The sequence below is a fragment of the Herbidospora mongoliensis genome, from assembly GCF_001570545.1.
GTDB classification, from domain to species: Bacteria; Actinomycetota; Actinomycetes; order Streptosporangiales; family Streptosporangiaceae; genus Herbidospora; species Herbidospora mongoliensis.
Map to the genome: position 1 here is coordinate 159,740 of NZ_BBXD01000017.1, position 23,733 is coordinate 183,472.

Annotated in this window: 24 protein-coding genes and 1 pseudogene; 13 read left to right on the forward strand and 12 right to left on the reverse strand. The window is 70.6% G+C overall.

From position 1 onward, the window contains the following. Positions 1-163 precede the first annotated feature (163 nt). Complete coding sequence (locus tag AW272_RS25350) at positions 164-1,693, forward strand: carboxylesterase/lipase family protein (RefSeq protein ID WP_066369939.1); 1,530 nt, start codon at positions 164-166, stop codon at positions 1,691-1,693. 462 nt (positions 1,694-2,155) lie between these two features. After that, the gene (locus AW272_RS25355) at positions 2,156-3,535 is read left to right on the forward strand and encodes a tetratricopeptide repeat protein (protein WP_083958655.1); all 1,380 of its coding nucleotides are present in this window, start codon (positions 2,156-2,158) and stop codon (positions 3,533-3,535) included. A 43-nt stretch (positions 3,536-3,578) separates the two neighbouring features. On the opposite strand, the gene AW272_RS25360 is transcribed toward AW272_RS25355, so the two are convergent. Both AW272_RS25360 and AW272_RS44430 read right to left on the reverse strand, forming a co-directional pair. Continuing rightward, the gene (locus tag AW272_RS25360; protein WP_066369944.1) at positions 3,579-4,517 is read right to left on the reverse strand and encodes an aminotransferase class V-fold PLP-dependent enzyme; all 939 of its coding nucleotides are present in this window, start codon (positions 4,515-4,517) and stop codon (positions 3,579-3,581) included. Then, on the reverse strand, positions 4,514-4,705 hold the full coding sequence (locus AW272_RS44430) for a hypothetical protein (RefSeq protein ID WP_066369947.1): 192 nt from the start codon (positions 4,703-4,705) through the stop codon (positions 4,514-4,516). Before AW272_RS44430 ends, AW272_RS25360 begins: the two co-directional genes overlap by 4 nt. Positions 4,706-4,811: 106 nt before the next feature. Between AW272_RS44430 and AW272_RS45685 the strand changes: the two are divergent. From AW272_RS45685 to AW272_RS25390, 5 genes and pseudogenes are all read left to right on the forward strand, one after another. Further along, positions 4,812-5,048: pseudogene (locus tag AW272_RS45685) on the forward strand (pyridoxal-phosphate dependent enzyme); the annotation flags it as partial. Positions 5,049-5,110: 62 nt separating this feature from the next. Beyond that, positions 5,111-5,293, forward strand: coding sequence for a hypothetical protein (locus AW272_RS45690; protein WP_066369951.1), 183 nt, complete (start codon positions 5,111-5,113; stop codon positions 5,291-5,293). Beyond that, positions 5,290-6,450: an MDR family MFS transporter gene (locus AW272_RS25380; protein ID WP_245657720.1), complete on the forward strand. Its 1,161-nt coding sequence runs from the start codon at positions 5,290-5,292 to the stop codon at positions 6,448-6,450. The genes AW272_RS45690 and AW272_RS25380 overlap by 4 nt, the downstream gene beginning before the upstream one ends. Further along, the gene (locus tag AW272_RS25385) at positions 6,443-7,264 is read left to right on the forward strand and encodes a class I SAM-dependent methyltransferase (protein ID WP_066369953.1); all 822 of its coding nucleotides are present in this window, start codon (positions 6,443-6,445) and stop codon (positions 7,262-7,264) included. Before AW272_RS25380 ends, AW272_RS25385 begins: the two co-directional genes overlap by 8 nt. Positions 7,265-7,302: 38 nt before the next feature. Beyond that, the gene (locus AW272_RS25390; protein ID WP_066369955.1) at positions 7,303-8,466 is read left to right on the forward strand and encodes a low temperature requirement protein A; all 1,164 of its coding nucleotides are present in this window, start codon (positions 7,303-7,305) and stop codon (positions 8,464-8,466) included. Between the two features lie 107 nt (positions 8,467-8,573). Here AW272_RS25390 and AW272_RS25395 read toward each other — a convergent pair whose 3' ends face one another. From AW272_RS25395 to AW272_RS25405, 3 genes are all read right to left on the reverse strand, one after another. Continuing rightward, entirely contained in the window at positions 8,574-9,083 is a 510-nt protein-coding gene (locus tag AW272_RS25395; protein ID WP_157518767.1) for a hypothetical protein, read from the reverse strand. 182 nt (positions 9,084-9,265) lie between these two features. Further along, the gene (locus AW272_RS25400) at positions 9,266-9,631 is read right to left on the reverse strand and encodes an STAS domain-containing protein (protein ID WP_066369961.1); all 366 of its coding nucleotides are present in this window, start codon (positions 9,629-9,631) and stop codon (positions 9,266-9,268) included. 104 nt (positions 9,632-9,735) lie between these two features. Continuing rightward, positions 9,736-10,716, reverse strand: a complete 981-nt coding sequence (locus AW272_RS25405) for a hypothetical protein (RefSeq protein ID WP_066369965.1) — start codon at positions 10,714-10,716, stop codon at positions 9,736-9,738. Positions 10,717-10,861: 145 nt separating this feature from the next. Between AW272_RS25405 and AW272_RS25410 the strand changes: the two genes are divergently transcribed. The 3 genes from AW272_RS25410 to AW272_RS25420 are packed head-to-tail and all read left to right on the forward strand — an operon-like array spanning position 10,862 to position 14,057. Then, the gene (locus tag AW272_RS25410; RefSeq protein WP_218011054.1) at positions 10,862-11,593 is read left to right on the forward strand and encodes an ABC transporter ATP-binding protein; all 732 of its coding nucleotides are present in this window, start codon (positions 10,862-10,864) and stop codon (positions 11,591-11,593) included. Beyond that, on the forward strand, positions 11,590-12,411 hold the full coding sequence (locus AW272_RS25415) for an ABC transporter permease (protein ID WP_083958656.1): 822 nt from the start codon (positions 11,590-11,592) through the stop codon (positions 12,409-12,411). The genes AW272_RS25410 and AW272_RS25415 overlap by 4 nt, the downstream gene beginning before the upstream one ends. Positions 12,412-12,434: 23 nt before the next feature. Further along, on the forward strand, positions 12,435-14,057 hold the full coding sequence (locus AW272_RS25420; protein WP_066369969.1) for a serine/threonine-protein kinase: 1,623 nt from the start codon (positions 12,435-12,437) through the stop codon (positions 14,055-14,057). On the opposite strand, the gene AW272_RS25425 is transcribed toward AW272_RS25420, so the two are convergent. From AW272_RS25425 to AW272_RS25435, 3 genes are read right to left on the reverse strand one after another with little or no spacing between them, the layout of a single operon-like run. Further along, complete coding sequence (locus AW272_RS25425) at positions 14,051-14,461, reverse strand: hypothetical protein (RefSeq protein WP_157518768.1); 411 nt, start codon at positions 14,459-14,461, stop codon at positions 14,051-14,053. The genes AW272_RS25420 and AW272_RS25425 overlap by 7 nt on opposite strands. A gap of 56 nt (positions 14,462-14,517) precedes the next feature. Further along, complete coding sequence (locus tag AW272_RS25430) at positions 14,518-14,901, reverse strand: DUF1048 domain-containing protein (RefSeq protein WP_066369972.1); 384 nt, start codon at positions 14,899-14,901, stop codon at positions 14,518-14,520. Then, positions 14,898-15,230 carry a PadR family transcriptional regulator gene (locus AW272_RS25435; RefSeq protein WP_066369980.1) on the reverse strand — a complete coding sequence of 111 codons (333 nt, stop codon included), beginning with the start codon at positions 15,228-15,230 and terminating at the stop codon, positions 14,898-14,900. Before AW272_RS25435 ends, AW272_RS25430 begins: the two co-directional genes overlap by 4 nt. Positions 15,231-15,347: 117 nt before the next feature. On the opposite strand from AW272_RS25435, the gene AW272_RS25440 reads away from it, so the two are divergent. Then, positions 15,348-18,425 carry an AfsR/SARP family transcriptional regulator gene (locus AW272_RS25440; protein ID WP_066369981.1) on the forward strand — a complete coding sequence of 1,026 codons (3,078 nt, stop codon included), beginning with the start codon at positions 15,348-15,350 and terminating at the stop codon, positions 18,423-18,425. On the opposite strand, the gene AW272_RS25445 is transcribed toward AW272_RS25440, so the two are convergent. The 3 genes from AW272_RS25445 to AW272_RS25455 form a co-directional block, all read right to left on the reverse strand. Beyond that, positions 18,409-19,158 (reverse strand): ABC transporter permease, encoded by a 750-nt coding sequence (locus AW272_RS25445; protein WP_218011055.1) that lies wholly within the window; start codon positions 19,156-19,158, stop codon positions 18,409-18,411. The two genes, AW272_RS25440 and AW272_RS25445, sit on opposite strands and share 17 nt — an antisense overlap. Then, positions 19,155-20,081 carry an ATP-binding cassette domain-containing protein gene (locus AW272_RS25450; protein ID WP_066369983.1) on the reverse strand — a complete coding sequence of 309 codons (927 nt, stop codon included), beginning with the start codon at positions 20,079-20,081 and terminating at the stop codon, positions 19,155-19,157. The genes AW272_RS25445 and AW272_RS25450 overlap by 4 nt, the downstream gene beginning before the upstream one ends. A 62-nt stretch (positions 20,082-20,143) precedes the next feature. Next, positions 20,144-20,710 carry a TetR/AcrR family transcriptional regulator gene (locus AW272_RS25455; RefSeq protein ID WP_066369984.1) on the reverse strand — a complete coding sequence of 189 codons (567 nt, stop codon included), beginning with the start codon at positions 20,708-20,710 and terminating at the stop codon, positions 20,144-20,146. A 58-nt stretch (positions 20,711-20,768) separates the two neighbouring features. Here AW272_RS25455 and AW272_RS25460 point away from each other — a divergent pair, with 58 nt between their 5' ends. Together AW272_RS25460 and AW272_RS25465 are read left to right on the forward strand one after the other, a co-directional pair. After that, positions 20,769-21,401, forward strand: a complete 633-nt coding sequence (locus AW272_RS25460) for an NAD(P)-dependent oxidoreductase (RefSeq protein WP_066369986.1) — start codon at positions 20,769-20,771, stop codon at positions 21,399-21,401. Further along, positions 21,398-22,303 (forward strand): SDR family NAD(P)-dependent oxidoreductase, encoded by a 906-nt coding sequence (locus AW272_RS25465; RefSeq protein WP_066369988.1) that lies wholly within the window; start codon positions 21,398-21,400, stop codon positions 22,301-22,303. Before AW272_RS25460 ends, AW272_RS25465 begins: the two co-directional genes overlap by 4 nt. Here the strand turns inward: AW272_RS25465 and AW272_RS25470 are convergent. Beyond that, positions 22,300-23,712 carry a WS/DGAT/MGAT family O-acyltransferase gene (locus tag AW272_RS25470; RefSeq protein ID WP_066369990.1) on the reverse strand — a complete coding sequence of 471 codons (1,413 nt, stop codon included), beginning with the start codon at positions 23,710-23,712 and terminating at the stop codon, positions 22,300-22,302. The genes AW272_RS25465 and AW272_RS25470 overlap by 4 nt on opposite strands. Between the last annotated feature and the right edge of the window lie 21 nt (positions 23,713-23,733).

The window sequence follows — 23,733 nt, forward strand, 5'->3', positions numbered from 1 at the left end:
GGCCGGACCTGGTCGGGTGGCCGACCAGGCGGAGCCGTAATGGAAGGAGAAGCCCTTCCACCCACGACGGTGCGGCTGGGGTTCGAAGTGGCCCTAATTGGTTTGCCGCCCGATCTCGGGCGCGAGGATCCTCGGCCGAAAGGCACAGAGAGGAAATCACGACATGGCCGCCACCGGATCCAACCTGTCATCCGAGTCCCAGCCGGAGGTCCGCACGTCAGCCGGTGTTCTGCGCGGTGGCCGCGAGGCGGGGCGCGCGGTCTTCCGCGGCGTCCCGTTCGCCGAGCCGCCCGTCGGCGACCTGCGTTTCGCGGCGCCGCAGCCGGTGCGCGGCTGGGACGGGGTGCGGCCCGCCCTCGCCTACGGCCCGCCGCCGCCGCAGTCGGGTGTGCTCGCGGTGTCCCAGGACGCCGCCGGTGACGACTGGCTCACGCTCAATGTCTGGTCGCCCAACCTCGATCCGGCGGCGGGGCTGCCGGTGATGGTGTGGATCCCCGGCGGCGGTTACGCCATGGGCCACTCCGGCCTGCCGGAATACGACGGCGGGCACCTGGCCGCGAGCGGGACCGTGGTCGTGACCCTCAACTACCGGCACGGGATCGAGGGTTTCGGCCAGATCGACGGGGCCCCGGCCAACCGGGGGCTGCTCGACCAGGTCGCGGCGCTGGAGTGGGTGCGGGACAACATCCGGGCGTTCGGCGGCGATCCCGACAGGGTGACGGTCTTCGGGGAGTCGGCGGGCGGCGGGTCCGTCGCCTCGCTGCTGGCCATGCCGCGCGCCGCCGGGCTGTTCCGGCGGGCGGTCGCGCAGAGCGTGCCGGGGACGTTCTTCTCCCCCGAACTGGCCGCCGACCTGGCCGCCGCCTTCGCCGCCGAGCTGGGGGTGGCGCCCACAGCGGCCGGGATGTCGACGATCTCCCCGGACCTGCTGCCCGAAGCGGGCGACGCGGTCTTCGCCAAGATGGACCAGTGGCGGGAGCGCTGGGGGCGGATCACCCACCGGCCGATCCCCTACGCCCCGGTCATCGACGGTGACGTGCTGCCGACGACGCCCTGGCAGGCACTGGCCGGCGGCGCCGCCCGGGACGTGGAGCTTCTCGTCGGCCACACCCGGGACGAGCACCGGCTGTTCAGCCTGATCGACGGCGTGCTCGGCCAGGTCACGCGCGAGCAGTCCGAGGCCGCGCTGCGGGTGCTCGCCCCGGGGACGGACGGCGCGCGCCGCTACCGGGAGGCGTTCCCGGCCGCGACCGACGAGGAGTTGTACGAGCTGGTCAACGCCGACTGGCTGTTCCGCATGCCGAGTGTCCAGCTGGCCGACGCGCAGATCGCCGGCGGCGGCCGGGCCCACCTGTACGAACTGACCTGGACGGCCCCGGGCATGGGCGGCGCCCTCGGCGCCTGTCACGGGCTGGACGTGCCGCTCGTCTTCGGCAACCTGAGCAGCGGGCAGACCGCCATGCTGATCGGCGACCCGCCCTCGCCGGAGGCGGCGGAGCTGTCCGCGCGGATCCGGGGGGCGTGGACGTCGTTCGCCGCGCACGGCGACCCGGGCTGGCCCGCGTACGACGCCGGCGGCCGCCTCGCCCAGATCTTCGACGCGCCGTCGACGGTCGGCGCCTATCCGGAGGAGACATCGCGGCGGCTGTGGGAGGGTCACGCCTTCCCGGCGCTGCCGCTGCTCGCGGGCTGATCTCGTCGAAGGGCCGGCGTCATTCACGACGCCGGCCCTTCGTGCGTCTGTGGGTGCCGCCCGCCGCAGAGGAGGATAGTAGGGGGCATGGACGGCTCGGAAAGCATCCCCGCAGGTCGCCGCAGAGGCTTAGACCCGATCGCTCTGCCGGGTCGCGCCGGGGACGAGCCTCCCGAGCGGCATAAAACGGCTCCTTCACGGGTTGCCTCATAACGAGTGGCTGACCCGGGCGAAGCTCTTTCCGAGACGGTGAATTCGGGTGGATCGGGCGTGGTGTCGGGGTTAGTCTCCAGGTGGAGGCATGACATGAACTCGCGATTCGGCTGGCGTCCCCAGCCTGGCAGCTGATCCGGCAGACGAGCTCCCACCGAAGTCTGACCTGGTCAGTCGCCGCCCACCTGCACGGCAGGGCTCAGCGACCACGTTCACGCAACATCGGCGCCTGACCCCTGGAGGGTTCTCATGCTTCCGCGTTTGGAGCAGCTCGATCACGCCCATTTCGGGGCCGCGAGCACTCCGCATTCCCCGATGCATTCCCCCATGCCCGACGACGCCGCGATCCGCGCCGCGCTGACCGTCGACGAGCCGCCCTACCCTTTCGTGCTGGTCTCGGGTCCGGCCGCGTCCCGCCGCCTGTTCGAGGCGATCCGGGCGACCCTGCCGGCCGACACCCCGGTGCTGCTGCCCTCCTCCGGGCAGGAGCTGGCGGCCATGGTCGAAGACGGGCTGCCGTTCTCCGACGGCAGGCCCGGCCTGGTCTATCTCGACGGTCTCACCTCGGCCGACCTGGCGGCGCTGACGCCCGACGTGCTCGACGAGATCCTCGACGAGGCGATCCTGGCCGCCACGACCACCATGTCCACGGTGGAGCGGGGGTGTTCCGACGGGCTGCGGGCCGCCTACCAGGTGGCCATGGACGCAGGTGACCTCGACGTCGCTCCGGACGCCGCCATGAGGCTGGCCGAGATCCTCTACGAGGCGCTGGAGTTCGACGCGGCCCGCGCCGCCTACCAGACGGCCATCGACTTCGGGCATCCCGACGAGACGCCCAACGCGTATGTGAGCCTGGGCGTGCTGCTCGGCGACCTGGGCGACGTCGACGGGGAGATCGCGGCCTACCGGCGGGCGATCGACTCCGGGCACGGCGACTACGCGCCGATGGCGGCCTACAACCTCGGGATCGTCTACCGCGAGCTGGGGAACGTCGCGGCGGCACGGGAGGCCTACCGGCTGGCCGTCGACTCGGGGCACGTCCGGCACGCGTCGGCGGCGGGCAACAATCTGGGGTTCCTGCTCGTCGAGCAGGGTGATCACGAGGGCGCGCGGACGGCCTTCCAGGGCGCCATCGACCTGGGCGACCCCGACCGGTCGGCGATGGCGGCCTACAACCTCGGCGTCCTGCTCGGGGACATGGGCGACGTCCCCGGCGAGATCGCCGCCTATCGGCGCGCGGTCGACGCCGGGCATGCCGAACACAGCCCGCAGGCGGCCTACAACCTCGGTTACGTGCTCGACGAGCAGGGCGATCACGAGGGGGCGCGGGTGGCCTACCAGGTCGCCATCGACTCCGGGCATCCCGCCCAGGCGCCGTGGGCCGCTTTCAACCTCGGGGTGATGCTGGGGGAACTGGAGGACAGCGCGGGCGAGGAGGCGGCCTTCCTCTTCGCGGTCGGCTCCGGGCATCCGCACTTCGCCCCGAAGGCGGCTTATTACCTGGGGATCTGTTACGAGAACCTCGACGACATCGAGGCCGCACGGGCCGCCTACCAGGTCGCCGCCGACTCAGGCCACGACGTGGCGAGAGAGGCCCGGATGGCTCTGGACGATCTGCCCACCCTGTAGTCGGGTGGCCGGCCACTCCGAAGGCGTAACGGAAGAAGAGCCTTTAGATCTTGAGCTCCCGCAGGGCGGCGGCGAGGCGGTCGACGTCGGCGGCCGAGGTGAACAGGGCCGGGGTGACGCGGACGCAGTCGCCCTTCGCGAGGCCGCCGCGGCGGACCGTGAAGATGCGGTGGCGGTTGTAGAGATGGTCGACGATCGCGGTGTTGTCGGCCTCGCTCGTGCGGCCGGTGAGGCGGAACGCGGTCATTCCGCCATACATGGACGGGTCTTCCGGGGTGAGGATCTCGATCGGCAGATCGCTGACCTGGTGGACCCAGCGGTCGCGCAGGTGGCGGAGGCGGGCCTCCTTGACGTCCGCGCCCAGGGTCTCGTGGAAGTCGAGGGCGGCGCCGACGCTGAGGATCGGCGCGACGTCCATGGTGCCCGAGTGGACGCGGGAGCGGATGTCGGCCCGCTGCGACTCGTCGCCGAAGACGGGGTCGATGTCCGGCAGGCGACCTTCGCGGATGTACAGGAAGCCGCTCCCGAGGGGTGCGCCCATCCATTTGTGCAGGGAGAACACGCCGAAGTCGGCGTCGAGGGCGGGCAGGGTGAAGTCGAGGTGGCCCCAGGAGTGGGCGGCGTCGACGATCACGTCGACGCCCTTCTCGCGGGCCATCGCGACGATCTCCCGCACCGGGACGACCAGGCCGGTGAGGTTGTTCAGGTGGCTCAGCAGGAGGAGCTTGAGTCGCGGCGTCTTCGACAGGGCCGCGGCGTAGGTGTCCAGCACGGCCTGGCGGGTGGCCGGCTCGGGGATCACCAGGCGTTCGACGCGGGCGCCGTGCCTGGCGGCGAGCCATTTCAGGGCCGACTGGCCGCTGTGGAAGTCGAGGTCGGCGAACATGACGGCGTCGCCGGGGGTCAGACCCCGGTAGCCGGTGATCAGGTTCTGCAGGGCCTCGGTGCCGCCCCGGGTGAAGGCGATCTCCTCTTTCGTCACGCCGAGGAGCCGTTCTCCAGGTTCACGAAGTCGGGGCTGACGCGGAACCGGCTCGCGACGGTTCGCCAGAAGGGCTCGTCGTGAGCGATCTGGACGGGGGTTCCCGCCGGTCGCGCGAGGGCCGTGGCGGGACCGGCCATGAGCGACAGCGGCAGGCCGGTGAGCATCGCGCGGCGTGACAGGGCCACTGCCCCTCCTTCTCCGATACGAGGGGGCGATCGATTATCCGCCGGTCGCGACACCCGCGCCCGCCATCCGGAGCGGCGTGTCGTCGGCCTGTTACGTTGGGTGACCATGGCTTCTCACCTGGTGGGCGGCACCCCGGTGTGCCTGATCGGCGATCCGTTCGGCCCTTTCTGGGCGAAGCTCGAGGGCGTGAACCCCGGCGGGCTCAAGGATCGGGCCGCTCTCCACATCGTCGAGCGCGCGAGGGCGCGGGGTGAGCTCAGGCCCGGTTCGATGATCGTGGAGTCGACGTCGGGGACGTTCGGGCTGGGGCCGGCCCTGGCGGGGATCGTCCACGGGCATCCGGTGACCGTGGTGACCGATCCCGGCATGGAGCCCCTCGTCCACCGGTTGCTGGCCGCTTACACGTGGTCGCGTCGTGGCTGGCCAGGACGATGCCGCCGGACACCCGCATCGTCGCGATATTTCCTGACGGGCCCGCCCGGTATCACGCGACGATCTTCGACGACGCGTACTGCGCGGAGCACGGGCTGCTCGACCGGCCACCCGCCGACGAGGTCACCCGGTGGACGCGGATGGTGATCCGGTGAGGTGGGTTTCGTTCGACCGGTCGGTGCGCTTGCTGATGGTCAACCAGTTCACCATGAACGTCGCGTTCTACATGCTGATGCCGTATCTGGCGGGGCACCTGTCCGACGGGCTGGGTATGGCGGGGTGGACCGTCGGGCTGGTTCTCGGCGTGCGGAACCTCAGCCAGCAGGGGCTGTTCCTGCTGGGCGGGACGCTCGCCGACCGGCTGGGCTATCGGCCGGTCATCATCGCCGGGTGTCTGCTGCGGACGCTGGGGTTCGCGCTGCTGGGGTTCGCCGACACGTTGCCGGTGCTCCTGGCGGCTTCGGTGATGACCGGGTTCGCGGGGGCGCTGTTCAATCCGGCCGTACGCGCGTATCTCGCAGTTGACGCCGGAGATCGGCGGGTGGAGGCCTTCGCTCTGTTCAACGTGTTCTACCAGGCCGGGATCCTGCTGGGGCCGCTGATCGGGCTGGCGTTGATGGCGGTGGACTTCCGGCTGGTCTGCGCGGTGGCCGCCGGGGTGTTCGCGCTGCTGACGCTGCTTCAGGTGTTCGCGCTGCCCGCCTGCGCGGGGGCCGGGAGATCGGAGGCGGGGGTGCTGGCCGACTGGCGGACCGTGCTGAGGAACCGGCCGTTCGTGCTGTTCGCCTGCGCGATGGCCGGGTCCTACGTGATGTCGTTCCAGGTGTACCTGGCATTGCCGCTGACGCTCGGTTCCTCCGGTGGGGTGACCCTGCTGTTCGTGGTGTCGGGCGGGGTGGCGGTCCTCGGCCAGTCGCGGATCACCCGGTGGGCGCGGAGCCGGTGGACGCCGGGGCAGGCCATGACCTGGGGGCTGGCGGTGATGGGGGCGGCGTTCCTGCCCCTGACGGTGACCACGTCGATCGGGGCGGTGCTGCTGTGCGCGGCGCTGCTGGGGGTGGGGACGGCGCTGGCGTATCCGTTCGAGATGGACACGGTCGTGGCGCTGTCGGGCGGGCGGCTGGTGGCCACGCACTACGGGCTCTACCAGTCGATCGCGGGAGTCGGGATCACGCTGGGCAACCTCGCCGTCGGGGCGTTGCAGGACCGCGGTGTCGTGTGGGTGGCGCTGGCCTGCGTGGGGACGGCCGCGGCGGCGGGCGTCGCGGGACTGAACAGACCTGCGACAACTAAGCTCCAGCCCCATGGCTGACGGATGGGAATGGGACGACACCCTCTTCAAAGGCACCGCCGCCCACTACACACGCGGCCGGATCCCCTACGCCCCGGCCTTCGCCGAGACCCTGGCGACGGCCCTCGATCTGGACGGCCGCAGTCGCCTGCTCGACGTCGGGTGCGGCCCCGGCATCGTGACGCTGGCCATGGCCCCGTTCGTCGGGGAGGCGATCGGCATGGACCCCGACCTCGACATGCTGGCGGAGGCCGGGCGGCAGGCCGGACGCCGGGGGGTGACCAACGTCCGCTGGGAGGCGAGCCGGGCCGAAGACCTGCCCGGCGACCTGGGCGCGTTCCGGGCCGTGGTCTTCGCGCAGTCGTTCCACTGGACCGACCGCGACCTCGTCGCCGCGGCCGTGCGGCGGATGCTGACGCCCGGGGGCGCGTTCGTGCAGATCGGCAACCTGCCCTCGCCCGCCGTCGCCCCGTATGAGGAGATCGGTGAGCTGGTGCGGCGCTACCTCGGCCCGGTGCGCCGTGCCGGGCAGGGCAGGCTCGTCAACGGCACGCCGGGCCGCGAGGATCTCGTCCTGGCGCGAGCCGGGTTCGCGGACGTCGAACGCCATGTCGTCCCGGCCGGAGAGGTGGTCGCACGCACCGCGGACGACCTCGTGGCGTGGGCGTTCTCGCGGTCCGACTCCGCGCCGCACCTGTTCGGCGACCGGCTCGCCGACTTCGAGCAAGACCTGCGCGCACTGCTGCGGGGCCGCGTCTTCGCCGAACGCCTTCCGGCGACCGAGATCAGGATCTGGCGCCCGGATATCCGTTGGTCAGGTGATCGACCGATCTGATTGGATGATTACACAATTACAGTGAAAGGTCTCCTGACATGCGGCTTCCCACGTGGTTCGCCGAACCGGCCGAGCGGAACACCCCCGAGCCCGAATTACGGGTCTCCACCCTTGAGCTCTTCTTCGACCTGGTCTTCGTCTTCACCATCACCCAGTTGACCCACGTCCTGGTCGCCGGCCTGGAGCCACCGTCACCCGGGCACCGGGCCGTCACCATCGGCGAGAGCGCCCTGCAGGTGGTGCTGGTGTTCGGGGTGATGTGGTGGATGTACTCCGGTTACGTCTGGCTGCTGAACTCGGTGCCCCCGGTACGTCCGGCGCGGCGGATCCTCGTGCTGCTGGGCATGACCGGGTTCCTGCTCATGGCGCTCGCGATCCCCACCACGTTCAACGGCGGCGGACCGGCCTTCGCGATCGGATATCTGCTGCTCATCGTGGTCCACGGCGCGCTCTACCTCCAGGCGACCAGGGCCATCGTGCGGGTGATCCCGTTCAACCTCGCGGCCACCGCGCTCATCGGCGTGGCGTCCTTCGTGGCGGCGCCGTACACCTACCTGCTGTGGGCGGCGGCGCTGATCCTGCTCTGGGGCAGCCCCTATTTCATCGGCCAGAAGGGCTTCACCCTCCGCGCCCCTCACGTGGTCGAACGGCACGGTCTGCTGGTGATCGTCGTCCTCGGCGAGTCGATGCTCGCGATCGGCATCGGCGCCGCCGACCTGCACGTCGACCTGGGCCTCGGCATCGCGGGCGCACTCGGCCTGTGCCTGGCGGCCTGCCTGTGGTGGACCTACTTCGGCGACGGCGACGAGGTCGCGGCCGAACACGCCCTGGCGGCGGCCGAACCCGTCCCGCGCACGCGCATGATCCTCGGCGCCTACTTCTACGGCCACATCCCGATCCTGCTGGGCGTCGTCGCCGTGTCCGGCGGCATCAAGAAGGTCATCGGCCATCCCCTCGACCCGCTCAAGCCCGCAGCGGCGATCATGCTCTCGGCCGGGGTGGCCCTCTACCTGGCCGGCGACTTCTGGTTCCGCCGCGTGCTCGGATTACCCCAGGCCCGCATCAGAGGGCTCGCGGCGATCGCCGCACTCGTGGCGGCGGCGGTGGGACTGTGGTCGGCGATGGCGCAACTCGCGGTTCTGGTAGTGATCCTGGTCGTCATGCTCGCCATCGAACACCGGCGCTCATGGGCCATCGGCTGAGCTCTCGAACTTTTCTTCCGTTACGGCTCCGCCCACCCCGGCACCGCCCGCCGCTCTGAGTGCCGACCCGCCATCCGGCGCTCCTCACCCGCTCAATCCCCGCGCCGTCACGAACCAGGTCCGGCGGCCACCGTGTTCTTCAGCCTTCCGACGAGAACTCTCAGCGGATCCCCGTCGGCGGTCTGCGCGACGGAACTCCAGCCAGGTCCCCGGAGGTCCTCTATTCCGCCGACGAGTCTGCGCTCGCCTCCCTCGACGGTCTCCAGCAGGAAGCCCTGGGGGTAGACCGCGAACAGATGTGCGCCGACCGGGCTCGGCTCGACATGGCCGCCATCGGCCGTTCCGGACGCCGGACCCGGTGGAGTGTTGAGGAAGAGAAGCGCCCGGGTCCCCCGCGGAATGGCTTTGGCGAAGTCGTCGAGCGACCGGCACGGACGGAGGCCCGGATCGCACAGACCGCCTTGCGGCAGTTCGACATAGGCGTATCCATCGGCCAGCTTCGGGTTGTCGTCGGCCCCCTTGACCGGATCGGTCACCCGGAATCTCATCACCACGTTGTACAGGGTGTCGTCGGGGACCGCGCCGACGACAGTACGGCCTTGTTCGAAGCCTTCCACCTCACCCGCTACGACGACCTCCGACAAAGGATCGGATGCCAGTTCTTCGGGGGATGCGAAAACGACGAAGTTACTGGCGACTCCGCGTAACACCGAAGTGTCCACAGGTTCTGTACTCGGCGCGCACGCCGCGATCAGAAAAGTGGCGGTCGCGAATGCCAGGAAGCGGGATCCCACGGAAATCACGACTCGGCAAGAGCGGCCTGGGCGCGATCCATCGTCCCGTAGAAATTGATATTCCGCTCCAGCCCTCTGCCCGAAACGGCGTCCAGCACGGCCTGCGAAGATGCGACCACGAACAATCGGCCGCCCGACGACATGACTCGTTTGGCCGAGGCGATGACCGCACCGACACCATCGACGTCGCAGAACGTCACGCCGCTCAGCTCCATGAGGACTTGCGGCGGATCGAGCCGTTCGACGGCGGAGACCGTCAGAGGGTTGAGGACCGATACGGCGGTGTCGGTCATTCGGCCGGTCACGTAGAAGATCTCGTACGTTGATTCGTCTTCCACGCGGACGCGTATTTCCTGATCCTGGCCTGACATCTTTCCCCTTTGTTCCGCCGGCGCGATGAACAGGTCTGGAGAGGCTCTCACACCCGGGGTCGTCCTGAAAATGCGTCACCTGCTGGAACGCAGGGGGGTTACCACTACCGTTCCAGCCACGTCCTGAGGTCGTCGTTCTCCGAGTCCAGGGTCGACCCGTCGAGGATCCTGAGCGCCTGCACGCGGAGAATGTCCGCGCGGTGGGGGTGCGGCAGCACCATCAGGCTCAGGGTGTCGTCCTCCCACCAGGTGGCGCCGATGAAGACCGAGCCGTCGACCGAGGACAGGTCGAAGGCCGGATGGCCATGAGAGCCCAGGACTCGGGATCGGGAGCCCGCTCCTCCCAGGTCCCAGCCGGGTTCCAGTTCGACCAGCGCCCACACCATCTCCCACCATCGGGGGTTGTGGGACGACCCCGACTCCTCGCGGGCCCGGAAGAAGTCGGGGTCCACGCCCGGCTCCAACGCGATCAGGAAGCGCTCCCCGTCGGAGAACAGGCCGTGTTCCACCGCCGCCGTGTGCCAGGCGCGGTTGAACGTGACGGCCAGATCGGGGTCGTCGACCTCGAAGATCTGATCCTGCCTGCCCTCCTCGGGTCCGACCGTGGCGATCCGGGCGGCCATCTGGGGTGGTACGCCGGTGCCCCGCTGGATCTCGATCAGCCGTACACCGCAGGCCGCCAGGTCGCGGGCGACGAACTCCTCGCTCATCTCCCGGACGGGGGGCCACTCCGGAATCTCGGTGCGGAGCGACGACCACATCCTCACAAGCGGCATATCGAAGCCCTTGGTCATGTCGGGGTCGTCTTCGGCGGACGCCGGGGCCAGCACCACGGAGAGCCGCCAGCCCTGATCCACGAGCGTCCGGAGCCTCGTCACGATGTCGGGGGCCCAGCCGAAGATCTCGTCGCGCGGTACCTCCGGCACGCCCGTCAGGGCGGCCGACCACACGGTGGACGTGCGCGGCTCGCCCGACGGCCCGATCTCGCCCGCCCGGAACGTCCGGTCGGGGGTGATCCCCGTCGCGTCGGTGACCTCCTGCGGGTCGCCGTCGGCGCTGATGATTCGTACGTAAAAGCGGAGCATCGGGCCAGATCTTCCGAGGGGTTGTGGATCTTGTCAATAGTGCTCCTCGTGGTCGGTCGGTGGCACGAGAGGCGGGAGCCGTACAAAAGAGCACGGTAAGAAAATGCGTTGCGGCGGGATGGTTCTCCAACGGATCGTGGGCCCGGTGGCCATTCTTGAAGCCCAATCCCTGACCAAACGGTTCGGGCCGGTCCATGCCGTGAACGGGGTCAGTCTCACCGTCGGGCAGGGCGAGATCACTGGACTGCTCGGGCCCAACGGCGCCGGGAAATCCACCACTCTTCACATGCTGCTCGGGCTCGTCACCCCTGACTCCGGCGGTATCACGATGTTCGGGCTCGACCTGCAGCGCCATCGGACCGAAGTGCTGAGCCGGGTGAACTTCTCGGCCAGTTATCTCGGGCTGCCTGGGGTGCTGCACGTGCGGGAGGTGCTGAATTCGTTCGCGCGGCTCTATGGATTGCGGGATCCGCGTAAGCGGGTCGCCGACGTCGCCGAGCTCGTGGAGATCGGGCCGCTGCTCAAGCGGCGGACGGGGGATCTGTCCTCCGGGCAGCACACCCGGGTTCAGCTCGCCAAAGCGCTGCTCAACGATCCCGAGCTGCTGATTCTCGACGAGCCCACGGCGGCGCTCGATCCGGACGCGGGGGAACGCATCCGGGCGCTGCTCGTGGGGGTCGCGCGGGAGACGGGGAAGGCGCTGCTCATCACGTCGCACAACATGCGGGAGGTCGAGCGGATGTGCGACACCATTCACTTCCTCTCCGCCGGACGGATCGTGGCCAGTGGGTCGGCGGCCTCGCTGGCGGCGGACTTCGGGGTCGTCGACCTGGAAGAAGTGTTTCTCAAGGTCGCGCGAGAGGGGGTGCCGGCGTGACGGCCATCGCTTTCGAGCCGCACAGCGTCAACGCCCGGTGGCGGCGGATCGCCGGAGTGGTCTATCGGGATCTCGCCGCGATGCGCAGGAGCCCGATCCGGGTGTTCGAGATTCTGTTCTGGCCGGTCATCGAGTTGGTGGTGTGGGGGTACGTCACCCTCTTCCTCCAGGCCAACAAGGTGCCGTTCATTGTGTCGATGCTGCTGGGGGCGGTGCTGCTCTGGCAGGTGCTGCATCGGGCGTCCAACGAGGTGTCGATCGGGTTCCTCGAGGACGTCTGGAGCCGCAATCTGATCAACCTGCATGTCACCCCTGTCACGCCGGGTGAATACGTCACCGGGCTGATCCTGTTCTCGCTGATCAAGATCGCCGGTGGGCTCGCCGTCATGACGACGCTCGCCTATGTGCTCTACGGGTTCGGGCTGTTCACCATCGGGATCGGGCTGATCCCGTTCATGGCGGTGCTGCTGGTGCTCGGATGGGCGCTGGCGCTGGTGGCGATCTCGGCGGTGCTGCGGTTCGGGGAGGGGGCGCAGGTCATCGCGTGGAGCCTGGTGTTCGTGTTCCAGCCGATCGCCGGGGTGTTCTATCCCGTCTCCGTCCTGCCCGAGGTGCTGCAGTGGCTGGCCACGGCGGTTCCGGCCACGCATGTGTTCGAGGGGATGCGGGCGGTGCTCGGGGGCGCGCCCATTCCGTGGGACACGCTGGCTCTCGCGATGGGGCTCGATGTCGTGTACGTCGGGGTGGCGCTCTGGCTCTACTCCGCGACGCTGCGGCACGCCCGGTCCAAAGGGCGGTTGTCCCGATTCGGAGAGTGAACTTGTAGGGTAATGTCCCGGCCATGAGTGAGGCGAGCGGCCCGCTCGTCCAGGGCTATGAGGTGTCCGACATCCTCGGCCAGGGCGGGTTCGGCATCGTGTATCGGGCCCGGCAGCTCGCCGTCGGCCGTGAGGTTGCGCTGAAGATCGACAACCGGGTCCTGGTCAACGATCGTGACCGGCGGCGCTTCATGCGCGAGGTCACCTCGGCCGGGGCCCTGTCGGGGCACCCCAACGTCGCCGACGTCTACGACGCCGGCGTCCTGGGGGACGGGCGTCCGTTCATGGTGCTGGAGCTGTGTCCGGGCGGGTCTCTCGCCGACCGGCTGAAGAACCACGGGCCCTTCTCCGTACGTGAGGTGCGCGACATCGGGATCAAGATCTCCGATGCCGTGGCCGCCGCGCACGCCGCCGGGGTGCTGCACCGTGACATCAAGCCCGCGAACGTCCTGATCAACGCGTATGGGCACGTCGCCCTCTCCGACTTCGGGCTGGCCACGATGCCGTCCAAGGGCGAGGGCGCCGAGCTGTCGGTCACCCGGGAGTCGCTCACGCCGGCCTACGCACCGCCGGAGGCGTTCGAGCTGGTGGAGCCCACGGCTCAGGGCGACGTCTACTCGCTCGCGGCCATGTTCTACGCGCTGCTGAACGGACGGCCGCCCCGGTTCCCGGCCAACGGCGTCGCCAACATCGCGGTCATCATGGCGCTGCACCGGCAGCCGGTGCCCGACATTCCCGGGGTGCCGCAGGGGCTGCTCGACGTGCTGCGGCACGCCCTGGTGACCGATCCCGCGCGACGCACCCAGACCGCCGCCGAGCTCCGCGACGCGCTGGCCGCGCTCGACGCCGACGGCAACGCGACCTCCGCGCGGCCGGTGCCGCCGGTGCCCGCTCCCCCGCCCTACCAGCCGCCGCCCCTGCGGCCTCCCTTCCAGGATGTACGGGTCGGCGGGCCCGCCACCCACAGCCCGAAGCACGGGCCGGTGCAGCACTACGCGCCCACCCACCCGGGGCAGCGGCCCGCCTATCGACCCCCTGGTCACCCACCTGCCCGGCGGACGTCGGCGGTCGGGTTCGTCATCGCCGCGGTGTTCTTCGCGCTGTTACTGGGCGGCGGCGTGGCCTACTACGTGATCGAGGGCCAGGCAGCGATCACGGAGACCATCACCGACGGCCCCGCGCAGGTCAACGCCGTGGAAGGCGGCGCCCAACCGGCGTCGGGTCCGAACGTGGAGACGTACACGGAGAACTGCGCGGCGGCCGAGACCGTCGAGGGCGCCGCCTGTGTGAAGGTGCCCGAGTGCTGGGAGAGCATCCTCAGCCTGCAGGGGTCGGTCACCGCTCCCCGCGTGGGGTGCGAGGCGCAGCACGCGTACGAGACGTTCGCGATCGCGCCGATGCCGTCGGACGCCATCACGTGGAACGCCAACAACCTGGTCAAACACCCCACGGTGGCCAAACTCTGCTCGATGCGGACGTTGCTGGCGTCCCGGCAGGGGGCGGCGGCGAGGGTGACGGCCGACCAGTGGTCACCCGATGTGCTGCCGCCGACGAAGGAGTCGTTCGCGGCGGGTGACCACTATTACCGCTGTGTGGGCGCGGTGACCGGGAAGTCCGGGGACGGGTCCTACTTCAGCGCCTACTGAGGCCAGCCGGCGATGATCTCGGGCGTGATCTTCTCGGTGTAGCAGCGCGAGGTCGTCCTGCCCTTGGAGAGACAGACCTTCACGTCGGCGCGCTTGATCCGGCCGTCCGAGCTGAGTTTGAAGGACGCCGTCGAGCACGTCGTCTTCGCCCGGCTCCAGCCGGTGCCGCCGCCCGTGTAGTGGAAGCGCGCCCGGATGTAGGCGCAGTGCGCCGGGGCCCTGTCGCGCAGTTTTCCGTACACGACGAAGGTCTCCGCCTTGAACGGCGTGATCCAGACGTCGGCGGCGGCGCGGCCGTTCGTCGACTCGACGGGACCCCAGTGGATGCCGGTGGTGGCCCCGGCCGGGGCCTGGGCCGCCACGACCGACGCGGCCAGGCCCAGGGCGATCAGTGTCTTTCTCATGGTCACGACGGTAGAGATCGTCACTTGGAGCAACCTTGCGACCGGCTTGGTCCGCGTCAGGACTGGTCTCCCGCGGCCTGATTGATGGCGTTGGTCAGCCGCTCGCGCTCCCGGCTGATCCACTGCCCCTCCGGGTAGTTCTTGAGGAACTCCTCGGCGAACTCCACGGGATCGTCTCCGACGATCGCGCGGACCGGGGTCCCGTTCGCCACGCTCTGCTCGAAGAGTTCGGCGAGGTCGGTCAGCATGGCCAGCAAGGGCTCCGCCCTGCCCGGCCCGAAGTAGAGCATGTAGCGCTCCAGCGCCTCGACCGCCTTACGGTAGCCGCCGGGGAGTTGCTCCATGCGTGCTTTGACCTGGCGGTACTGCCTCTTCTGGTCGAGCGGTCCGACGACCGCCTCCAGCCACTTCCGGTAGCGCCCCTCGTGTTCTGCGGTCATGTCTGTTCTCCTTCGCGGAGCTGTTCGAGACGTTCGGTGAGGAAGCTCCAGTTCCTCCAGAACTCTTCGAGATAGGCCCGTCCCTGCGCGTTCAGGGAGTAGACCTTGCGCGGCGGCCCCTTCTCGGACGGGACCTTCTCCACGTCGACCAGGCCGCGCTGCTCGATCCTGACGAGCAGCGCGTAGATGGTGCCTTCGGCGATGTCGGAGAAGCCCTGGTCCCGCAGCCAGGCCGTGATCTCGTAGCCGTACGCCGGCCGGCCGAGCAGGAGAGCCAGGACGATGCCCTCAAGGGTTCCCTTGAGCATCTCCGTCAGCTGCTTGCCCACTGCACCCCCTTTGAGCTATTCAGTGTTGCTAGCTACTAGTACATAGTAACGCTGAATAGCGGGGACGGCGCAAGGCCCTCATCACGGCCACTGACAAGGTCCGGCACTATTGGCCGGGTGCGTGTTGATTTGCTCGGGCCGTTCGAGGTCCGCAACGGTGACGGGTCCGTCGTAGAGGTGCCCGGGGCGCGGCTGCGGGCGCTGCTGGCCGCGCTCGCCCTCGAACCCGGCCGGATCGTCACCCGGGGGCGGCTGGTCGACTGGATCTGGGGCGAACAGCCGCCGTCGGACGCGGTGAACGCCGTCCAGGCGCTGGTGTCCCGGCTGCGCAGAGTGCTGCCCGACGGAGTGATCGAGGCCGACGCGGGCGGCTACCGGCTGGCCGTGGGCCCCGACGCGGTGGACGTCTCCCGGTTCGAGCGCCTGGTCGGTCAGGCCCGGTCGGCCGAGCCGCCGGCGCGGGCGGAGCTGCTGCGCTCGGCCCTGGCGCTGTGGCGGGGCAAGGCCATGGCGGACATCGCGCTGCGCGGCAGCGACACCTTCGACGCCGCCGTCGCCCGGCTGGACGAACTCCACCTCGCCGCGCTCGGCGACCGGGTGGACGCCGACCTCCGCCTCGGCCACGGTTCCGAGCTGGTCTCCGAGCTGACCGACCTGGTCGCCACCCATCCGCTGCGCGAGGGGTTCGCGGCGGCGCTGATGCGGGCGCTCGCCGAGGCGGGGCGCGGCACCGAGGCGCTGACCGTCTACCAGCGCACCCGCGAGCATCTCGCCGAGGAGCTGGGCGTCGATCCGTCGGCCGAGCTCACCGCCCTGCACACCGCGCTGCTGCGGGGCGAGGTGGGCGCGGAGCAGCGCCAGACCAACCTGCGCGCCGAACTGACCAGTTTCGTCGGCAAGGACGACGAGGTCGCCGAGATCGCGGGCCTGGCCGCCGACCACCGGCTGGTCACCCTGACGGGCATGGGCGGCACCGGCAAGACCCGGCTCGCCGCCGAGACCGCGCGGACCATGCTCGCCGACCTGCCCGACGGGGCGTGGCTGGTCGAGCTGGCCCCCGTCCGGGAGGGCGCCGACCTGGCCCAGGCCGCGCTGACCGCGATCGGCCTGCGTGACCAGGCCCTGCTCGGGGGTGTACGGGCCGGGGAGCCGATCGACCGGCTCATCGCGGCGCTGCGGGACCGTTCGATCCTGCTGATCCTGGACAACTGCGAGCACGTGATCGAGGCGGCCGCCGCGTTCGCCGACCGGCTGCTGGGCGAGTGCCAGCGGCTGCGGATCCTGGCCACGAGCCGCGAGCCGCTCGGCATCACCGGCGAGGTGCTGTGGCAGGTCGAGCCGCTCGCGGCCGCGTCGGCGGTGCGGCTGCTGCGCGACCGCGCGGCCCTGGTGCGCAAGGACATCGGCGCCGACGAGCCCGCGCTGGCCGCCATGGCGCGGATCTGCCGGGCGCTCGACGGGATGCCGCTGGCGATCGAACTCGCGGCGGCCCGGCTGCGCACCATGTCCGTCGACCAGCTGGCGCACCGGCTCGACGACCGGTTCCGGCTGCTGACCGGCGGGAGCCGGACCGCGCTGGCCCGGCACCGGACGCTGCGCGCGGTCGTCGACTGGAGCTGGGATCTGCTGACCGAGGAGGAGCGCGGCGTGCTGCGGCGGCTGTCGGTATTCGCCGGCGGGGCCGGGCTGGAAGCGGCCGAACGGGTCTGCGGCGACGAGGACCTGCTGACCGCGCTGGTCGAGAAGTCGCTGCTGCTGGCCGACGGCGCGGGCACGCCCCGCTACCGGATGCTCGGCACCATCAGGGAGTACGCCGCCGACCGGCTCGCCGAGGCCGGGGAGACCGAATCGGCCCGCCGGGCCCACCTCGCCTACTTCACCGAACTGGCCGAGACGGCCGATCCGCACCTGCGGCGGGCCGGGCAGCTCGAATGGCTGGCCACGCTGGAGGCCGAGCACGACAACATCGGCGCGGCCCTGCGCGGGGCCCTCGCCGACGGCTGGGCCGAGGAGGCCATGCGGCTGGCCGCGGCGGCCGGGTGGTACTGGTATCTCAGCGGGCACCGGGCCGAGGGCACCGAGCTGAGCGTCGCGGCGGCGTCCCTGCCCGGTGACGTGTCCGACGAGGTGCGGGCGCGGGCGTACATGATCGTCACGATGTTCGTCACCTCGGGGCTCGGCGGCGACCAGTTCCAGGCGGAGAAGTGGATCTTCGAGGCCTATCGGCTGGCACAGCAGGGCGGGTTCCGCCACCAGATGCTCGGGTTCATCGTCCCGCTGGAGCGGATACTGCGGGATCCGGAGAACTTCCTGTCCGCGTTCGACCCGCTGGTCTCGGACGACGACCCGTGGGTCAGCGCCCAGGCCAGGCTCAGCCGGGCCCGGCTGCGGCTCACGATCGGCGGCGACGCGACCGGCGTCGACACCGACATCGAGATCGCCCTCGCCGAGTTCCGGGCGGTGGGTGACCGGTGGGGCATCTCGTCCGCATTGGCCTTCCTGGCCGACCGGCTCGCCATGCGCGGCGACTTCGGGCGCGCGTGCGGGCTCATCGACGAGGCGGTCACGGCGCTGACCGAGGTCAACTCGACCGAGGACGTGGTCGGCCTGCGGGCCCGGCAGGCCCAGCTCCACTGGCTGCTCGGCGACGAGCCGGCGAGTGCGGCCGCGATGGCCGAGGCGCAGCGGCTCGTGGGCGGCATCACCTGGCCGAACGTGCTCGCCGAACTGGCCATCGCGAAGGGCTGGCTGGCCCGCCGGCGCGGCGACCTGGAGGAGACCCGCCGCCACCTGGCCACGGCCGGGACGCTGCTGGGCGACAGCGATCTGGGCGGCTGGATCCGCGCCTCGGCCATGGACATGTACGGCTACCTCACCGACGATCTCGGTGAGTCCCGCGAGTATCGGACCGAGGCGTTCCGCGCCGCCGTGGCGAGCGAATATCCGCCGATGATCTCCTCCGTACTCATCGGGATCGCCGACGTCGCGCTGCGGCAGGGCGAGCACGAGCAGGCCGCGCGGCTGCTCGGGGCCGCCGATGCCGTGCGCGGCACCCAGGACCTCTCCCAGCCGGACGCCGCCAGAATCGCCTCGGAAGCACAGAACCGCCTCGGTGAACTCGCGTTCACCGAGGCGTTCGAGAATGGCCGTGGACGTGACTGGCGGGAGCTGGCCGAGATCACACTCGCTTGCTGAACGTCGCACGGGCCCACACGTAACTGACCAGCGTGATCCCGACGCACCAGGCGACCGCCGCCACGGCCGCGCCCGTCGACGGCGTCCCGGCCAGGAATCCGCGCAGCGCCTCGATGATCGAGCTGAAGGGCTGGTATTCGGCGAACTGCGACACACCCGGCCCCATCTTCTCGGCCGGGACGAACGCGCTGCTCAGGAAGGGCAGCAGCATCAGCGGGGCGGCGATGATCCCGGCGCTCTCCGGGGTCTTGGCGGCCAGCCCGAACGCGACGGTCAGCCAGGAGATCGCCACCACCGCCAGCACGATGACGCCGATCGCGCCCAGCCACTCCGGGAAGCTCGCCGCCGGGGCGAACCCCATCAGGAGCGCGATCCCGATGATGACCGCGATGGCCAGCAGGCTGCGCAGCGTGGTCACGATCACGTGGGAGTTCAGGACGGCGGCCCGGGAGACGTCCATGACGCGGAGCCGGTTGATGAACCCGGTCGTCATGTCGGTGTTCACCGCGACCGTGGTGGCGCTGACCCCGTAACAGATGGTCATGATGATCAGCCCGGGGGTGGCGTAGTCGATGTAGCTGACGCCGAGGTCGAAGCCGTCGCCCAGGACGTACACCATCAGGAAGATCAGGAAGAGCGGCAGCAGCAGGGCGTTGATGATCGCGACCGGGTTCCGGACGGAGTGCCGGAAGTTTCGCCGGAGCATGGTCGTGGAGTCGGCGAAGCTGTTCACTTGGGGCCTCCGGTCAGGGCGAGGAAGACGTCGTCGAGGTCGGGGGTGTGGACCGACAGGTCCTCCACGTCGATGGATCGGGCGTCGAGGCGGTCGAGCAGCGCGCGGAGCGAGCGCACCCCGCCGTCGCCGGGGACGCGCAGGGTCAGGTCGTCGTCGTCCCGGGTGGACCCGGGCAGGGCCTGCGCCGCGACGTCGAGTTCATGCCGGTCGGCGAACCGCAGCCGGATGTGGCTGCCGGGGACCCGGCGCTTGAGCTCGGCGGCGGTGCCCTCGGCGACCAGGCGGCCGTGGTCGAGCACGGCGATCCGGTCGGCGAGCTGGTCGGCCTCGTCGAGGTACTGGGTGGTGAGGAAGATGGTCGTGCCGTCGGCGACCAGCTCGCGGATGATCTCCCACATGGTGCGGCGGCTGCGCGGGTCGAGGCCGGTCGTGGGCTCGTCCAGGAAAATGATCTTCGGCTGGCCGACCAGCGTCATGGCCAGGTCGAGCTTGCGGCGCATGCCGCCCGAGTAGGTCGACGCCGGCTTGGCCGCCGCCTCGGTCAGCTCGAACCGGTCGAGCAGCCCGGCGACGACGCGCCGGCCCTCCGCCTTGGGCCGGTGCAGGAGGTCGGCCATCATCAGCAGGTTCTCCTGGCCGGTGAGCAGGTCGTCGACCGCCGCGAACTGCCCGGTGACCCCGATCGCCGCGCGCACCGCCCTGGTCTCGGTGCTCACGTCGTGCCCGGCGACGACCACTGTCCCCGCGTCGGGGGTCACCAGCGTGCTCAGCACGTTCACCGTCGTGGTCTTGCCGGCGCCGTTGGGCCCGAGCAGGGCGAAGATCGTGCCGGCCCGGACGTCGAGGTCGATGCCGTCGAGCACGACCTTGTCCTTGTATGACTTCCGCAGCCCCGTGGCCGCGATCGCGGATCCGTTCATGAGACATACGGTCGCGGGCCGAGCTGACACGGGACCGTCGCCGTGCTGACACGGCGCTGCCGTCAGTCGGTCCAGGTGCCCGCGGCGTCGAGGATCCGGTCGATCAGATCGTCGGACACCTCGCCGGGCTGGAGCAGCGCGCGGAAGAGCAGGGGGCCGATCAGCAAGGCCGGGGCATCGTGGGGATCGCCCGCCGGCCGGAGTTCCCCGGCCTGCTCGGCCAGTGTCAGCGCCGCGCGGAGTCGCCGGCCGATGGTCGCGGCGAACTGGTCGCGGCGGGCGGCGGCCTCGGGCTCCCACAGCGCGCCCTGCACGAGCGCGGTCGTCACCGCCAGGACGTCGGGCATGGCCAGCTGGTCGGCGAGCAGGCGCAGCTGCCGCTCCAGCCAGGGTCGCACCGGAGTGGCCGGGTCGAGGAAGAAGGGCATCCGGACGCCGGCCATCGCGTCGGTCAGCAACTGTTCCGGGCGGGGCCAGTGGCGGTAGACGGTGGCGCGGCCGACCTCGGCCCGGACGGCCACCCGCTGGTGGGTGACGGCGGACGGTCCCTCCTCACGCAGGAGGTCGCGCGCGGCGGCGAGGATCGCCTCGCGGCTGCGGGTGACGCGCGGATCAGGGGTGTCGGCCATGCGCCCCATCTTATGAGACAAGTTGACTCATAAGCCAGGCGGATGGCAAGCTCCGACTATGAGACAGAATGACTCAGAAGTCTTCCGGATGGTCGTCCTCGGCGCCACGGGAGGCACCGGCCGGGCCGTCGTCGAGGCCGCCCTCCGCGCCGGTCACGCCGTCACCGCCGTCACCCGCCGGGCCGGCGCCCTGCCACCCGCCCCCGGGCTCACCGTCGCGGTGATCCCCGGCCTCGGTGACCTCACCGAGGCCGTTGCGGGACACGACGCGGTCGTCAGCGCCCTGGGCCCCGCGGCGCGCGGACCCGTCACGGTGTGCGCCGACGGCATCCACTCCGCACTGCGGGCGATGAAGGCGACCGGCCCGCGCCGCCTGGTCGTGGTCAGCGCCCACGGCGCGGCCGAGAGCCGCGACCGCTCCCCCTACTCGCTGGCGCTGTGGGCCTCGGTCGGGGCCAAGATGCGCGACAAGGAGGCGATGGAGGCGCTGATCCGCGCCTCCGACACCGACTGGACGATCGTCCGGCCACCCGCGCTGAGGGACTCCGCGCCGACCGGCCACTACCGCACCGGCACCGACCTGCGCATCCGGCTGACCACCGCCGTCTCGCGCGCCGACCTGGCCGACTTCATCGTGAAGGAGACCGTCGAGCCGGCCTACCTCCGCCGCGCGCCGCGGATCGCGTCATGAGCCTCCTGAGCGGCCGCACCGCCCTCGTCACCGGTGGCACCGGCGGGATGGGCCGGGTCATCGTCACCGAACTGGCCAGGGCCGGTGCGCACGTCGTCGCCACCAGCCGCGACCACGAGCGCGGTCAGGCGCTGCGGCGGCGGATCGCCGGGGAGATCGGCGCCGACCGCGTCGAGATCCTGACCGGCGACCTGGCCGCCCGCGCCGACCTGCACCGGCTCGCCGCCGGGTTCACCGCGCGCCACGACTCCCTGCACCTGCTCGTCAACAACGCCGGGGCACACTACCGGGAGCGCCTGCTGACCGCCGACGGCGTGGAGGCACACCTGGCGGTCAACCATCTGGCCGGCTTCACCCTCACCCACCTGCTGGAGAACCACCTGCTCGCGGCCGGGACCGCCCGCGTGGTCAACGTCGTGTCGGCCACGATGTCCGACGCGCGCTCCGTGCCGCTGTTCGGCCGCCCCCAGCCCGTCTCACTCGACCTTTCGGGCGTCACCGACGTACGCGACCTCAATCCGGCCGACGGGTACGTCCCCTTCGCCGCCTATGCCCGAGCCAAACTGCTGGCCACGATCTGCGGCTACGCGTTCGCCGAACGCTGGCAGGACGCGGGCGTCACCGTCAACGCGGTCCATCCCGGCATCGTGAGCACCGGCATCGTCGACGACCTCGTCCCCGCCGTCCTCGCGCCGTTCCGGTCCCTGATCCACCGGCGTCTGCTCACGCCCGAGCAGGGTGCCGGGGCCGCGCTGCGCCTGGCCACCGACCCCGGCATGGAGGGCGTCACCGGCCGCTACTACATGCGTGACAAGGAGACGCGCTCCCCCGAGGCCTCCTACGACCCGGACACCCGCGCAGCGGCGTGGAAACTCAGTCTGAGCTGGGCCGATGACCGTTAGAGCTCGGCCAGAGCGTCTTCCATGTAGTCGATGAAGTCCCAGACGTCCGGGACCATCTCGCGGTCGACGACGATGCCGACGTCCAGGAAGCCGTCGTAGGAGAAGACCGTGATGTTCATGCCGCCGCTCACGTCGGTGATGACCGACAGCGGGTAGTGGGCGACGATCTTGGAGCCCAGGATGTAGAGCGGGAGCTGCGGTCCCGGCACGTTCGACACCATCAGGTTCATCGCCGACACCGTCCCGGAGGCGAGCCGGAAGGCGGCGCGGTCGGCCAGGCCGCTCAGCGCCGCCGGCATGGCCTGGCTGAAGTCGAGCAGCCAGCGGGCCGGGGCGACCGAGAAGCGCTCCTTCACCGTCGCCATGTTGGCGCTGATCATCCGCAGCCGGGTCTCCGCGTCGGAGACGTTGGTGGGCAGCGTGGTGGTGGCCAGCAGGACCTGGTTGCCCAGGTCGGGGCGCATGTTCGACGAGAACGGGATGCCGACGACCAAGGGCTCGACCGGGAGTTCGTCGCGCTGGGAGAGCCAGCGGCGCAGGGCCGTGGCGGCCACGGCCATGACGACGTCGTTCACGGTGACGCCGTGTTCGTTCTTGACCTTCTTGACCGCGTCCAAGGGAAGCCGGCCGAAGGCGAAGCGGCGGTGGCCGGAGACCGGGCCGGAGAAGGGGGTCACCGGGACCGTCAGCCTCGGCAGGTCCGGCAGGACCGAACCGGTGTCGCCCGGCCAGCCCGCGCCCCGGATGAAGCGCGACAGCATGCCGGTGCCGGGGATCTGGGACACCACCGGAATCTCGTCGAGCCTCGGGATCGCGCCGGCCACGAACCTGAGCAGCGCCTGCGGGCTGTCGAGGAACTTCTCGAACCCGCGGCCCAGCATCATCGCGGGCTCCGGGGCCTTGACCGGGAGGTCGTCGGGGGGCTCGACCTCGCGGGGTTCTGCGGACAGGTCCATCAGCGTGGCCAGCACCTCGGCGCCGGCGATGCCGTCGATGGCCGCGTGGTGGACCTTGGTGTAGATGGCGGAACGGCCGCCTTCCAGGCCGTGGACCAGGTACATCTCCCAGAGCGGGCGATGGCGGTCGAGCCGCCGGGCGTGGAGCCGGGCGACCTGTTCGGCCAGCTGGTGGTCGTCGCCCGGGGCGGGGAGGGCCAGTTCCCTGACGTGGTAGTCGAAGTCGACGTCCTTCGACTCGTCCCAATAGGGGTGGTCGAGGCCGAAGGGGACGCGCACCAGGCGGCGCTTCAGCGGCGGGGCCAGGTGCAGGCGGGAGCTGAGCAGGTCGATGATCCCGGCACGCGTGACCGACGCATCCTCCAGCACCGCCAGACTGGCGATGTGCGCCACGTTCGTGGCGGTTTCGAAGTTCAAGAACTGTGCGTCGAGCGCGCTGAGTTGCCGTCCCATGCTGGGATCATTGCCCATCCG